At 71.9% G+C, this 14,505-nt stretch carries 2 protein-coding genes; one reads left to right on the top strand and one right to left on the bottom strand.

The features are described from left to right. Positions 1-8 precede the first annotated feature (8 nt). On the bottom strand, positions 9-10,823 hold the full coding sequence (locus ACWDR0_RS00890; protein ID WP_456349424.1) for an amino acid adenylation domain-containing protein: 10,815 nt from the start codon (positions 10,821-10,823) through the stop codon (positions 9-11). 834 nt (positions 10,824-11,657) lie between these two features. On the opposite strand from ACWDR0_RS00890, the gene ACWDR0_RS00885 reads away from it, so the two are divergent. Continuing rightward, on the top strand, positions 11,658-14,483 hold the full coding sequence (locus tag ACWDR0_RS00885) for a hypothetical protein (protein ID WP_456349479.1): 2,826 nt from the start codon (positions 11,658-11,660) through the stop codon (positions 14,481-14,483). Positions 14,484-14,505: the final 22 nt, after the last annotated feature.

Below are 14,505 nucleotides of genomic sequence, written 5' to 3'. Positions count from 1 at the left end.
GGCCGAGATCAGATCGCGAGCGCGGTCAGCTGTGCGGTGCGGGCGCGCAGCCGTTCCAGTTCGCCGCCCGGCACCGCCGCCGGTTCTCGTACGCCGGCGGGCACGGTGCCTCCGGCGGTCCCGTCGTCCGGCGGCACGGCCGAGGGGAGGACGACTTCGTCGTCGCCCAGGACGATGCCCCGGTTGTTGAGCGCGGGACCGAACTTCATCAACGTCAGCCTGCCGACCGGTGCCGCGCACAGCCGTTCGATCGCCGCCGTCAGTTCGTCCGGCTGGATGAGCGGCGCCTGCGCTCCCACGACCGCGCCCCGCTCTCCCTCGGCGGGCGCGTTGTTGAAGCAGTAGCCCAGGTTCAGCACCTTGCCGACGGCACCGTAGCGGCGCTGCACCGTCAGAGCGAACGAATCGAGGAATGTGCAGGCGGCCGCGTAGTTCGCCTGCTTGATGGCCTTGAGATAGGAGTTGATCGAAGACAGGAACAGGGCGAAATCGAGCGATTCGCCGCCGAACACCTGCATACACCGGACGCTTGCGTCGACCTTCCCGCGCAGTACGTCCTCGAACTGCGCCTCGCCCATCCGGGCCAGGCTCGCCCCCGAGAACACGAGGCCCGAGTGGATGACGCCGTGCACCGCGCCGAAGCGTCGTACGATCTCGTCCTTCGCCGCGCGCAGGGCCGCCGGGTCGGTGGCGTCGCACCTCAGATACAGCGGCGCGGGCCCGTCCGCGCCGGCCGCCCGGGCGATGGCGGCTTCGACTCGCGCGTCCCGCGGCCTGCGGCCGAGCCACACCACGCGGGCGCGATATCTGCGGATCAGGTACTCGCCGATGACCGTGCCCAGGGCGCCCGCCCCGCCGATGACGACGTAGGTGCCGCCCTGCCGCAGCCGGGACGACGTCGGCGAGTCCGGCCGAACCGTCATCAGCCGCTGCTCGTGCCACCGGCCGTCGCGGTGGATACGCAGATTGCCGTCCGGGTCCGCGGCCAGGCCGAGCACCGCGGTGAGCGAGGGCGCGTCGCAGACCTCGACGTCCGCCACCCGCACCCGCCAGGCCGGGTACTCCTTCGCGGCCGACCCCGCCAGCCCGGCGACACCGGCGTGCGCCGGGTCGACGGCCTCGGACTCATGGACGGCGTGCGCCCGCTCGGTGATCAGAGTCAGGCCCAGGGGGCGATCGCCGTACCCCGCGGCCAGCAGCGCTTTCACCGTGCGGAAAGCATGCAGCGAGCCACTCGACTGGTCCTCGACGACGCTCGCACCGGACCGGTCGTCCACGGCGCCCGGCGCCACCCAGATCAGATGGTCGAGTTCCGGTGCCGACCGGACGGACCCCTCCAGGTCGTCGTGCGTACTCTCCGACGGGTCCGCGAGCACACGGGCGCCCGGCAGGCGCGCGACGAGAACGTCCCGCGCCCGCCCCGGGGGCGCGATGATGCCCACGGAATCGGAACTCCGCGGCCAAGTCGCGGATTCCGTCGGCTGAAGGGGATCCCACACCGGCAGCAGCGTGGTGACGCCGTCCGCCGGGTCCGGCGCCCGCTCGGTTCTACGGCCCGCGATGCCGCGCAGCCGCAGGCACACCGTGCCGTCGCCGGTCGCGAGGTCGATATCGATCCGGTCCGGGCCGCGCGCGTCCCCGGCACGGCGGATCAGGGCCCACATGGCGGCCGCGCCGGGGGCGAGGAATTCGGCCGACTTGATGGTGAACACCAGCCCGGCCCGTTCGTCGCCGTCGAGCAACCGCATGCACTGCATCGCCGAGTCCACCAGCGCCGGGTGCGGCACGAGGCCGTCCATGGTTTCCGGCGGCGCCTTGGTTTCCGGCGCCGGGCCGGGCAGCCGCAGTTCGGCGAGCACCGCGTTGTCGCCGCGGTGCACCGCCACGACCCCCTGGAACGCGGGTCCGTAGACGATGCCGCGATCGCGCCACTCGGCGTAGAACCGCGGGGGGTCGAATGCCGTGGCCCGGAAATCCCGGAGCAGCGCGGGCAGGTCGAGCGCCCGGCCTGCTGTCGGCGCCGCGGCGGACACCTCGCCCTGGCAGTGGAGAACGGGCTCGTCCGCGGCGGACTCCGTGGAGGACACCAGGAACCGGTTGACGTCGCCGTCCGTGCGAAGGGCCACTCGCAGTGCCCGGGGCGTCCCCGCTACCGAGAGGGGGCGCAGGAAGACGATGTCGTCCAGGCGGACCGGGCCGTTCGCGGTCCCTCTCGCCGCTGCCGCGGCCCACTGGAGATACATGGCCCCCGGGGCGATTCCGGTTCCCTGCACCTGATGTTCACGCAGGTAGAACTCGTCGCCCGTGAGGACTCTCCCTTCGCGCCGCGGTTGGTCGTCCGCCGCCGCACGGTCCGCTGCCGTGCGGTCCGGCAGCGCATAGCGTTCCCTCGCGAAGGGATAGCCGGGCAGCGGCACGCGGCGGTAGCGGCCGTCGCGGAACAACCCGGCGAAATCCGGCTCCTCGCCGTCGAGGAACCGCTGGGCGAGTGCCTGCAGCCCGGAGTCCGCGCTTTGCACCGGAAGGTCCTGCCCGGAGAGCCGGGCCGTGCACCGGCTCTCCAGTTCCGCGATATCCCGGACCACACTCGCCCATCGATGCCGCAGATGCCTGCGGCCGAGCAGAAGTGTGTGGCTCACGTCCCCGGCATCGAGGTCCGGATGCTCGCGGCAGTGCCGCGCGAGCCGGGCCACCTGCTCGCGCAGGGCGTGCTCCGTCGCCGCGGACAGCGCGATCAACCGGGGCCCGTCCTGCCCGCTCCGTGCCGCGGGCGGCTCCGGCGGCTGCTCGACGACGGCGTGGGCGTTGGTTCCGCTCGCGCCGAGCGACGTGACCGCGGCGCGCCGTCTGCCGCCTTCCGGCACGGCCCACCGCCTCGGCTCCGGATGTACGAAGAACGGGCTGCCGGCCAGCGGGACACCGGGGTTCGTCGCGGTGTGGTGGGACAGACCGGGGATCACCCCGTGCCTCATCGCCAGCAGTGTCTTGATGACGCCGATCACGCCGGCCGCGGCCTGCGCATGGCCGATGGAGGCCTTGGACGAGCCGAGTGAGCAGAACCCCTCGGCGTCCGTGGAGCCGCGGAACGCGCGGTCGAGCGCCCGGAATTCCACCGGATCGCCGAGTCTGGTTCCGGTGCCGTGTGCCTCGACCATCCCGATCCCCGCGGGGTCGATGCCGAAGTCCTGGTAGATCTGCCGGATCAGCCGCTCCTGCGAGGTGCCGTTCGGCGCGGCGATCCCGTTCGTCGTGCCGTTGTGGTTGATCCCGATGCCGCGGATCACCCCGTGGATGTGGTCGCCGTCCGCCTCGGCGTCCGAGAGCCGTTTGAGGATCAGCGCGCCGACTCCCTCGGCGGGCACGAATCCGTCGGCGGCCCGGTCGAACGAACGGCACCGGCCCGTCGGGGACAGCATCCCGGCCCGCGACGCCGCCAGATACAGCCGCGGCGAGTTCTGGACGTAGACCCCGCCCGCGATCGCCGTGGTGACCTCGCCCGCCCACAGCGCCTGACAGGCCAGGTAGAGGGAGACCAGCGAGCTGGAACAGGCGGTGTCGACCGCGAGCGCCGGACCGTGCAGGTCCAGGTAGTACGCGATACGGGACGGCACGAGCGAGTTCATGTTGCCCCACAGCGCCTGACCCGGATAGTCGGACGGCCCCGTCATATCCAGGTAGTCGCCCGCGGCGCAGCCCACATAGATACCGCACCGGTCGCGGTCGAGCGACGCGCCGGCGTGGCCCGCGTCCTCGAGCGCCCGCCACGCCTCCTGGAGGAACAGCCGCTGCTGCGGCTCCATGTAGACGGCCTCCGCACCGGAGATCCCGAAGAAGAGCGGGTCGAACTCGTCGACGCCGTCCAGGAGACCGCCGTCCAGGCAGGCGCTGCCCAGCGACGCGAGGTCCCAGCGGGACACCTTCGAGACGGCATCCCGGCCGGATACCAACAGGTCCCAGAGTTCGCCGGTATCCCGGGCGCCGGGGAACCGGCCGCTCATGCCGACGATCGCGACGGGCTCCCGGCCACCGCCCGACGGCCCGGACAGCGCGGGCGGCCCCGGTATCGCGGACGGCTCGGACACCGCAGGCGGCGCGGGGACCGGGGAAGGCTCGGATACCGCGGGCGGCCCCGGTATCGCGGACGGTTCGGGTACCGCGGCCACGACGGCGGCGCCCTCCTCGTCGACGAGGAAACGCGTCAGCCGTCCGATCGACGGATTCTCGAACAGCACGCTCGGATCGAGGTCGGTGCCCAGTGACTCGTTGAGCCGGTTCACCAGGGATACGCCGGTGAGCGAGTCCAGTCCGTAGTCGGCGAAGGGCTTGTCGGCCGTGAGCTCATCGGCAGCCAGCTTCAGCGTTTCGGCGAGCACCCGCTCCACGGTCGCGCGGACATGCTCCTCGGGCGAACCGGGCGACCCGAGTGGCCCGGGTGAACCGGGTGCCCCGGACGGACCGGGTGCGGCGGTGCGTGGCTCCCGGCGCGGGACGGGCGAACCGGCGGCGCGTGCCAGCAGTACCTGCTGGCCCAGTTCGCCGGCGGACTCGGCCGGCAGTTCAACCGTGTCGAACCCGCACTCCCGCAGCACGTCGCGCCACGAGTCCGGGGACAGCGCCGGTCCACCCTGAATACGCCTTCCGTCTGTGAACCGCCACCATCCTTCGAGTAGCCCGAACGTCAGATGCGACCACCAGTCGTTCCGGGCGAGCTCGTTGAGTACGAGGACTCCGCCGGGCCGCAGCAGTGCTCCGGCATGACGCACCGTCTGCACGATGTCCCTGGTGGCATGCAGAACATTGTTGGCGATGACGATGTCGTAGCCGCCGACGGCAAGTCCCTGTGCGCCGGGCTCCCGTTCCACGTCGAATACCGAGAAGGACACGTACGGCACCCGGCCGGCCAACCGCCGCTCCGCGTCGATCAGGAATGCCTTCGAAACGTCCGTATAGCGGTACTCGGCGATATCGCGGTCCGTCAGCCGGGCGAAAACGCGCTCGCTGGTGCTGCCGGTACCCGCTCCGATCTCCAGCAGCCGGACCCCGTCGCGGCGGGCGTCCACCTCCGCGCGCACCACCCCGGCCGTCACGTCGTTGAAGTAGTCGGCCGTCACGTTCCCCCGGTACGCCGGTTCGACCAGCTCGAACGAGCCGCCCGGGAACATGACCGCCGTGGCCTTCGTCCGCCCGGACAGGATTCCGGGCAGGGCCTCGATCATGCGCTCGGCCAGACCGGCCTTGGCCGCCAGCTCCGGATCTCCGGCCCGGACGTCCTGCCACGCCCGCCAGGCGCGCCACGCCTGCTCAAGGCCCGGCACACCCTTACCGGGCACCACGAACGCGCCCTCACGCACGAGTTCTCCGTGGCTCAGCAGCACGGTCACCGTCCGGTCGAGCCACCGGGCGAGGGACGGCGTGACCCTCTGCCCGATCAGGTCGTGGTGAACGGGCGTATCGAAGAGTCCCGCCGCCACGAGCTGCGCAAGCACGAGCGGGCGCGAGAGGCCGTCCAGCTCGTCCGCGGCGGACGCGCGACCGGACAGAAACGTTTCGACGCCCTGTGGCCCGGCCGCGGCCACGAGCAGCGACGCCGCGTCGAACCGTTCGGCGGTCCGGGGGACCGGCACCGCCCCGGCAGTCGGCCAGTACCGTTTCCCGGCGAACGGATACACCGGCAGGCTCACCCGCACCGGCGGATTCGCGCCGTGGCAGATGTGCCACTCGACATCGGCGCCGTTGACCCACAGCGGCGCGATCTTCTCCCACTCCCGGTTTTCGAGCCACCCGGTGACCAGGTCCCGCAGTTCCCCCGGGTGCTCGAAGAGGCGGAGCAGTTCGTCCTCCGGCCGCCGCGCCGTCCCTTCGAACACCGTTCCGTGTGCCCCGCGGGCCCCGCGTTCGACGTAGCTTCCAAGGACGGCGATCAGCCCGTCGACGTCGTGCGCGACGAAGACCACTCGTTCGGCCATGGCCCGCCGCCCGACCTGCAGCGTGTACGCGAGCGACGCCAGATCGCCGTGGGCGTCCCGGTAACCCGGCAGGAACTCCAGTAACTCCCGTACCAGGACGTCGAGCCGCTCCGCGTCGCGGGCCGAGAGGACCACCGCATGGGGACCGGGGCGCCCGGCGGGCCGCGCCCGGTCCGGCGCCTGCTCCAGTACCGCGTGCACATTGGTGCCGCCGATCCCGAAGGAGCTCAGCCCCGCCCGCGCGGGCCCGTCGCCATCCAGCGGAAGATTCCGGTCGGCCACGAAGAACGGCGACTCGTCCCAGTCGATCTCCGGGCTCGGTACGGAGCAGTGCAGCGTCCGCGGAACCTCACCGTGCTCCAGGGCCAGGGCCACCTTGATGAGGCCGGCGATTCCCGCGGCCGCGTCCAGATGCCCGATGTTGCTCTTGACCGAACCGATGCCGCAGTACTGGCTGCGTGCCGTGTAGTGGCGGTACGCAGCGGTCAGAGCCGCGACCTCGATGGGATCGCCGAGCCTTGTGCCGGTGCCGTGCGCTTCGACGTAGCTGATGGTCGACGGGTCCGTGCCCGCCTTGTCCAGCGCCTTGCGGATCACCTCGGTCTGGCCGCGCACACCGGGCGCGTAGAACCCCGCTTTGTCGCCGCCGTCGTTGTTCACCGCGATGCCACGGATCAGGCAGTAGATGTGATCCCCGGCGGCGATCGCCTCGGCGGCACGCTTGAGGACGACCACGCCGACACCTTCACCGCCGGACATCCCGTCGGCGCCGTCGGCGAACGCCCGGCTGTGCCCGTCGCTCGAGAAGTTCAGGCCCGGCTGGTGCACGTATCCCAGTTCCCCCGCGGAGAACAGGCTGGCCGCGCCGACGATCGCCTGGTCGGCATCGCCGGCCAGCAGCCCCTGGCAGGCTACGTGCACCGCGCTCAGCGCCGAGGAGCAGTTGGTGCTCACCGCCATACTGGGGCCGTGCAGGCCCAGCTTGGTGGAGATCATCGCGGGCACCGTGCCGCCTTGGGCGAACAGCCACGCGGCGTAGGTCTCGGAGCTCGCCAGGACCCGCGGACCCGACGCGTTCGCCATCAGGGCCGGGAGCAGGGCCTGGTAGAAGTTGGCGCTGGTGGACGTGGTGACACTGGTCCCGGGAACGTCCTCCGGGCGGTAACCGGCATCCTCCAGCGCCTGCCACGCGTGCTGCAGCAGCAGGCGCGCCTGCGGGTCCATGAACTCGGCGTCGCGCGGGGAGATGTCGAAGAACGCCGCGTCGAACTCCGCCCTGCCGTCCACGACCGCCCGCTGCGGTACGTATCCGGGCCGGGTGATCAGTTCCTCCGGCACTCCGAGCGTACGCAGTTCCCCGGCCGACCACGATGTGCCGCCGCTGCGTCCTGCCACGAGCGCGGACCAGAACGCGCGGTGGTCCACGGCTCCCGGCAACCGGCAGGAGATGCCGATCACCGCGATCGCGTCGTCGGGCGGGGCGGCGCCGTCGGCCGCCGGAGCGGAGCGGCGCGGATCGGGTTGCGGCCCGGGCTCGACCGGCCGCGCCGCGGGTTTCTGCCCGGCAGGCAGCAGCCCCGTCAGGTGCCGGGCCATCGCCGCGACGGACGGGTGCGCGAAAACGACGGTGGGCCGCAACGAGCAGCCGAACGCGCGGTTGATCCGCTCCACCGCCTCGATGGCCGCGAACGAGTCCCCGCCGATGTCGAAGAAGCCCGCGGCACGATCGATGTCCCGCGAGCCGAGCACGTCCTCGAAAATGCCGCGCACGGTCCGCTCGATGCCGGGCGCGGCCACCGGGCCGCGGTCGTCCGGGGTGTCGGCGTCCTGGCTGTCGGCGGGGCTGTCGGCGTCCGGAGTGTCGGCGGCAGGGCCGTCGGCGGCCGGGAGCGGCACCGTCCGGGCGGTCTCGGTCAGCTTCGCCCGGTCGATCTTGCCGTGCGCCGTGAGCGGAAAGGCGTCCAGGGCCACGAACGCGGCGGGCACCATATAGGAGGGGAGGGTTTCCGCGAGTTCCGCGCGCAGGAGCGCGGTGTCGACCGGCGCGGACCCGTTCCCGGTGTAGTAGGCCGTGAGCCGGTCCGACAGGCCGGCATGCCCGAGTACGACGACGCTTCGGCCGATCTCCGGGCGGGCGTCGAGCACCGCCTCGATCTCACCGGGCTCGATCCGATGGCCGCGCAGTTTGACCTGGTTGTCCATCCGGCCCAGGACCACGATCTCGCCGTTCGGCAGCCGGCGCGCCCGGTCGCCCGTCCGGTACAGCCGACCGGGCGCGAACGGGTCGTCCAGGAAGCGCTCGGCCGTCAGCTCGGGCCTCCGGTGGTAGCCCAGGGCCACCCCGTCGCCTGCGATGCACAGCTCGCCGGTGACGCCGACGGGCAGGGGATTCATGTTCCGGTCGAGGACGTACAGCCGGGTGTTCGCGATGGGGCTGCCGATGGTCACCGGCTCCTCACGGCGCAGCCGCTTGGCCGCCGACCAGATGGTCGTCTCCGTGGGTCCGTACAGGTTCCAGGCCTCGCCGCGCGCCACGAGCCGGTCCTTCAGACCGTCGGGTAACGCCTCGCCGCCGCACAGCATCCTGACGCCCTCGGTGTTCCGCCATCCGACGCGCACCAGCATGGCCCAGGTCGCCGGAGTGGCCTGCATGACGGTGGGCCGCCAGTCGGCGATCTTCTCGGCCAGCAGGGTGGCGTCGGCGGCGGTGGCCGCATCGCAGATGCAGACCTGCCCGCCGGTGATCAGCGGGAGGTAGAGCTCCAGAGCGGCGATGTCGAAGCTGTGCGTGGTGATGGCCAGCAGCCGGTCGTCGGACGTCACTCCCGGCGTCTGCGCCATGGACAGCAGGAAGTTGGTCAGCGCCGTGTGCGGAACGACGACACCCTTGGGTCTTCCCGTGCTGCCCGAGGTGTAGATGATGTACGCGGCCGGAGATGCCGGGGCCTGCGGGTCCGCCGCGCCGGCGGTCGTTTCCACCACCGCTGCCCCTGCCCGGGGGGCCTGATCGTCCCGGCGGTCCGTCGCGTACAGCCTGGTTCTCGCCGCCACGGCGGCCAGCGTGTCCAGCACCGCCTCATGGCAGACGACGAGCTGTGCGCCGCTGTCCTCGACCATGTAGGAGATGCGTTCGGCCGGCAGCCGGCAGTCCAGGGGCAGGTACACCGCGCCGAGCCTCATGACGGCGAGAAGGGCCACAAGAAGGTCGGCCGACCGTTCGTAGCAGACCCCCACGACGTCCCCGGGGCGGACGCCTCGACACGTCAGCGCCTGTGCCAGCGCCGAGCTGCGGTCCGCGAGTTCGCGATAGCCGAGAGTCTGTTCCCCGCAGGTCACCGCAGGGGCATCCGGGCTCGCCTCCGCCCGCTCCGCGAAGAGATCCCAGCATGTCCGGTCTGCGGGAAAACCGGTCTCGGTGCGGTTCCAGGCCTCCACGACGAGGCGCCGTTCCTCGGCGTCGAGCAGATTCAGCATGCCGGTCGGCGACTGTCCGTCCGAGTCGAGGACGCTGTTCACCAGGGTGGCGAAGTGCGCGGCCATGCCCGCGACGGCCTGGGCCGAGAAGGCGTCGGGGTGGTACTTCCAGTTCACCAGGAACCCGTCACCGGGAGCCACGTCCACCGTGAGGTCGTACTCACCCAGCTGGTACAGCCCGTCGACGAGCTCGAAGTCCGTCTCACCGGTGGCGCGGGCCCGCTCGCCCAGATATCCGGAGAGAGCGGAGTCCTGGTAGTTGTAGACGATCTGATAGAGAGGCGACCGCGGATTCACCGCCCGGGCACCGAGATCGCCCGCGATGCGGTGGAACGGGTAGGTCCCGTGCTCGAGTACGTCGAGCACCGTGGACTGCACGCGCCGGGCGAACGACGTGAACTCCTCGGAGGCGTCCGGCCTGCTCCGGACGGGCAGTGTGTTGACGAAGTAGCCGACGACCGGGTCGAAGCGTTCCGCCGGGCGCCCGGCCACCGGCATCCCGATGACGAGGTCCTCGCTTCCGGTGTACCGGTGCAGCAGCGTCAGAAAGGCCGTCAGGAAGAAGATCCCCGGGCTGATCTCGTGCAAAGCCGTGAAGGCCGCGACGGCGGCGGCCCGCTCCTCCGGCAGCCGGCTGGTGAATACCTCGCCCGTATGAGGCGCGTCCGGCGGCAGCGCCACCTGCGAGGGCAATCCGGTGAGGACGTCCGCGCCGGCGAGTTCCCGCATCCAGAACTCGCGGTCCGCCTCGGCGCGCCCGCCGACGAGTGCGTCCCGCTCCCAGGCGACGAACTCGCCGAACGAGGCGGAGCCCGTCCCGACCGGCACGTCCCGCCCCTCGACCCGCGCCCGGTACGAACGGAACAGCGTGTCGATGACCAGACGCCCCGACACCCCGTCGATGACCAGGTGATGAACGACCAGCAGGACGTACGCCTCGGACGGGGAGCGGCGCAGGACGGCCAGCCTGGTCAGGGGATCACCGGCCGGGCCGAACGGCCGCCTGGCTCTTTCCCGTAATAAGTCCGGCACTCGACCGGACGGCACATCGGAGATGTCCGTGTACTCGACGAGGAAGCTGTCCACGTCTCCGTGGGACAGCCGCGGCCCGTCGTCCGTGTCGCGCACCGAGGCCGAGAGAAGAGGATGCCGGGAAAGCGTGTCGCGGAACGCGGCCTGAAGCGCGGCGGTATCCACGTCCGCGCACGAAAAGCACACGGGGACGTTGTACGCGTACGTCTCCGGCTCCATCCTGGCAAGCGCCCACAGGCCGCGCTGCCCTTCGGACAGCGGAATGTCCACGAGCCTGCCGAGCTCGGCCAGTACCCCCGTCGTCGATATCTCGCCGTCGGCGTACATACGGGCGAGCGCGCGAAGGTTCATGACGGACTCCTTCCTGCCACACCACCCGGGCATGACACTGCGGCAGAGGATCGCGAGCCAACGCAAGGGCTCTGCCCGAGCCCGCACGGAACGGGCTGCCGGTTTTCTTCAGACTCAGGATGTTCTGACCGGTTCGGCACGCTCACCGGCGCGTCGGCCGGATCGCGGGACCGGCCGTGACGGGTACGGATGCGACTGCGGACCGAGCCCGATTCGGAGCGGCACACCGAGGTGCCGCGGTGGGGGCACGGGTCACGGCGGCCGTGGCGGACGAACCCGCGGCCCCGCTCATGGCGGGGTGGGTTTCCGTACCGGTGAATACGGCACGGTCCACCGGTCCGCCCCGGCCACGGACGGACCCCGGGAGGCCGAACGCGACATCCCTGCCGGGCGCTTGCGGCCTGCGCGCGGCAGTGAACAGCAGGCGTCCACGGAAGTGGCCGTCGGTGTCATGACAGTGAGTATGACCCGCGGATCGTTGCGTATTCACACGATCGTTTCGCTGTGGGATACATCACTTACACGTTTCGTCTGCGTGGAGTCGTTCACCGGTACGGAACCACCGCACCGGGCCCGCGGCAGCCGGTCGGGAGAGCGCCGTTGCGCCCCCGCCGTGACTTCCCGGGTCCCCGCCGTGACTCCTTGGACTCCGGCCGTGGCTCCCCGGACTCCCGCCGCCGGCGGACCTGCGGTGTCCCGCTCCCTCCGCCCGGAGGCCGTCCGTTGGAGAGGCAACCAAGGACCTGAGGGCACCGTCCTCCAGTCGAGTCGGATCCGGGCGGCGCCCGGGTGTCCCGCAGTCGAACAGCGAGGAGTACCACCTTGATGAGTCCTATGCGTAGGAGAGCCGCCGCCGTGGCGGTTCTCCTGCTGGCGGTGGGCGCGCCGGAACTGGCGTATGCCGCCCCGGGGCAGACATTCGCGGCACCCGGTTCCTTAACGGCGTCCCGGTCACCGGTGTTCCAGCCACCGGTGTCCCAGTCACCCGGGGGCCGGCTCGCCGAAGGCTGGCGAATATCCGGCACAGGGCCCGGACGGCAGCTCCTGTGGACCGCGCCCGGCAGCGTCCCGATGGGGAACGCCCGTATCGAGTTCCACGCCGGCGACCGGATGCTCGGCGTACCCCTGCCCGACGAGGGCCGGCGGACCTTCCGGCTGCCGCTCGGCGCGGCGGAGGTGGGACCGGGCGACGAGCTCAAGGTGCTTGCCGCGGGACGCAGGCTGGACCGGGCGGGGAAGGATGCGGCGGCCGCCGCGCGCCGGGGCCGCGACGGCGCCCCCGCGCCGCGGGTGACGATCCCCGTACCGGTCAACCCGGTCGACCCCGGGGTCCGGGGCCGCTACCGGACCGTCGGCGGTGACTACACGCTGCCGTCCGTGAAGCTGCCGGACTTCCCCGGCAAGGTCGAGATGACGGCCACGGTCGTCGGCCCGGAGAACGCGCCGGGCAAGCGCCCGGTCGCGCTGTTCCTGCACGGCAAGCACAACACCTGCTACAACGCACAGGGCGAGGACGGCGTCTGGCCCTGCGCCGCCGGATTCCGGCCCGTCCCCAGCCACCGGGGCTATCTGCACGACCAGAGGTTGCTCGCCTCCCAGGGCTACCTCACGGTTTCGGTCTCCGCGAACGGGATCAACGGCCAGGACGACCGGGCCGCGGACGGCGGCGCACAGGCCCGCTCGTCCCTGGTCCGGCACCATCTCGCCCGGCTCGCCGCCTGGTCCGCGGACCCGTCCGGCGCCCCCGCCGCCATCCGGCGGCTGCCACGCGCCGACCTGGACGAGGTCCTGCTCGTCGGCCACTCCAGGGGCGGCGAGGGCGTCAACCGCGCCGCTCTGGACAGCCGTTACGCGGCGCCCGCCGACCGCGACGGATACCGGGGCCCGGTCCGCTGGAAGATCCGCGGCACGGTCCTCATCGGGCCCACCGTCTTCGGCCGGAACCCGGCGCCCGATGTCCCGTCGGTGACACTGCTGCCCGGCTGCGACGGCGATGTGTACGACCTCCAGGGCCAGATCTACGCCGACGGCACCCGCGGGGTCAGCCGCGGCAGGGCCCTTCAGAGCTCGGTCTACATGATCGGAGCCAACCACAACTTCTTCAACACCGAGTGGACGCCCGGCCAGGCCGCCGCCCCGGCCCGGGACGACTGGGACTCCGACGAAACACCGGACGCGGTCTGTGCGCCCGGCACCCCCACCAGGCTGTCGGCGCAGCAGCAGCAGACCGCGGGCTCCACCTACATCGCCGCGGCGGCCCGGCTGTTCGTCGCGGGCGACGACCGGGTCCGTCCGCTGCTGGACGGCTCGAACCGCCGGGCGCCGTCGGCCGGGTCCGCCCGGATCCTGACCCATGCGGTGGGCGGCAACCGGACCCCCGCCGTGCTGCCGTCCCCGTCGACCCGGGTGACGGGCGGACGTCTCTGCGCGCAGGTCGACCCCGATCCGGCCGAGGCGTGTCTGCCGCCCGACGGCGGTATGCGCTCACCGCACTTCGCCTCCTGGGAGGCCGGCGCCCGGGAACCCGGACGCCACGCGGTCGCGATGAGCTGGAACCGGGCGGGTACCCCGTTCAAGGTGACTCCCGCGGAGAGGTTCTCCGTCAAGGGCTCCGAGTCGCTCGCCCTGAGGGTGTTCGTGCCGCCGAACAGCACCGGCACGGAACTGGACGTCCGGCTCACCGACGCCGACGGCCGCGGGGCCATCCTCGGCCGGGTCCGGATCGACGGCCTTCCGGGCACCGGCCGGACCGCGTCCGCGTGGGCCCGTGAGGTCCGGGTACCGCTGAAGGCCGCGTTCCGCGCCGGACTGGATCCGCACAGGATCGCATCCCTCGAACTGACACCGCGTACCGCTTCCGGGCAGGCCTGGCTGATGGACGCCTGGGGCTGGCGCCCCGGTACTCCCGATCCCGGCGCGGCGCGGATGCCGCGGGTCGACTTCGGGGAGCTCGCGGTGGCGGAGGGCGACTCGGGCAGCCGGATCCTCCGGGTGCCGGTCAGGGTCTCCGGTCACGGCAGCGGCGAGGTGCGGGTCTTCGTCCGGGACCCCGGGACGGGTGCCACCACCTCCCGTACGGCGACGGTCGGGCCGGGCAGCCGGGCGATCGACATCCCGGTCGAGGTCACGGGCAACACCCGCTACGCCTACGACATCTCCCACCGGGCCTTCGTGAAGGCCGTCCGGGGTGTCGTGGTCGGCTCCCACAGCGGCGGGGTGCTCGTCCGGAACGACGACCCGATGCCGAGGATCACCGTCACCCCGGAAGCGGACCAGGTCACCGAGGGGCAGGCGCTGAGCTGGCGGGTGAACCTCTCGGAGGCCGCCGACGTGGAACTGGACGGAGTCGCCTTCAGAATCCTGCCCCCGGCCGGCGGTACGGAACTCTCCACGCTGGATGTGGACCCGGCGTGGCTGGAGAACCACTTCAAGGCGTCCCCCGCTCCGGAGCGTCCGCTGTCGGCTGCACGGGACAGCGCTTCACCTCTGGGCGTGTGGCTGCCCGCCGGTACGCTGACCCGCGTCGTCACGGTCCCGACGGTCGCCGACGCGGTGGCCGAGACGGAAGAGACCCTGCTGCTCCGGGAAATCGGGTACGACTCCGACGGGAACCCGGTCGAAGGCGGGATCCACACCGGAACGGTACGCGACACTCCGTAGCCGGGAGCCCATCACCGGTCCG

The organism is Streptomyces sp. NPDC003691, from assembly GCF_053981115.1.
The sequence above is the reverse complement of the archived record's forward strand: the minus strand, read 5'-3'. Positions and strand labels throughout refer to the sequence as shown.

Excerpts from the sequence above, each read along its gene's own strand:
- ACWDR0_RS00890 (WP_456349424.1), bottom strand. The coding sequence starts at position 10,823 with ATGAACCTTCGCGCGCTCGCCCGTATGTACGCCGACGGCGAGATATCG.
- ACWDR0_RS00885 (WP_456349479.1), top strand. The coding sequence starts at position 11,658 with ATGCGTAGGAGAGCCGCCGCCGTGGCGGTTCTCCTGCTGGCGGTGGGC.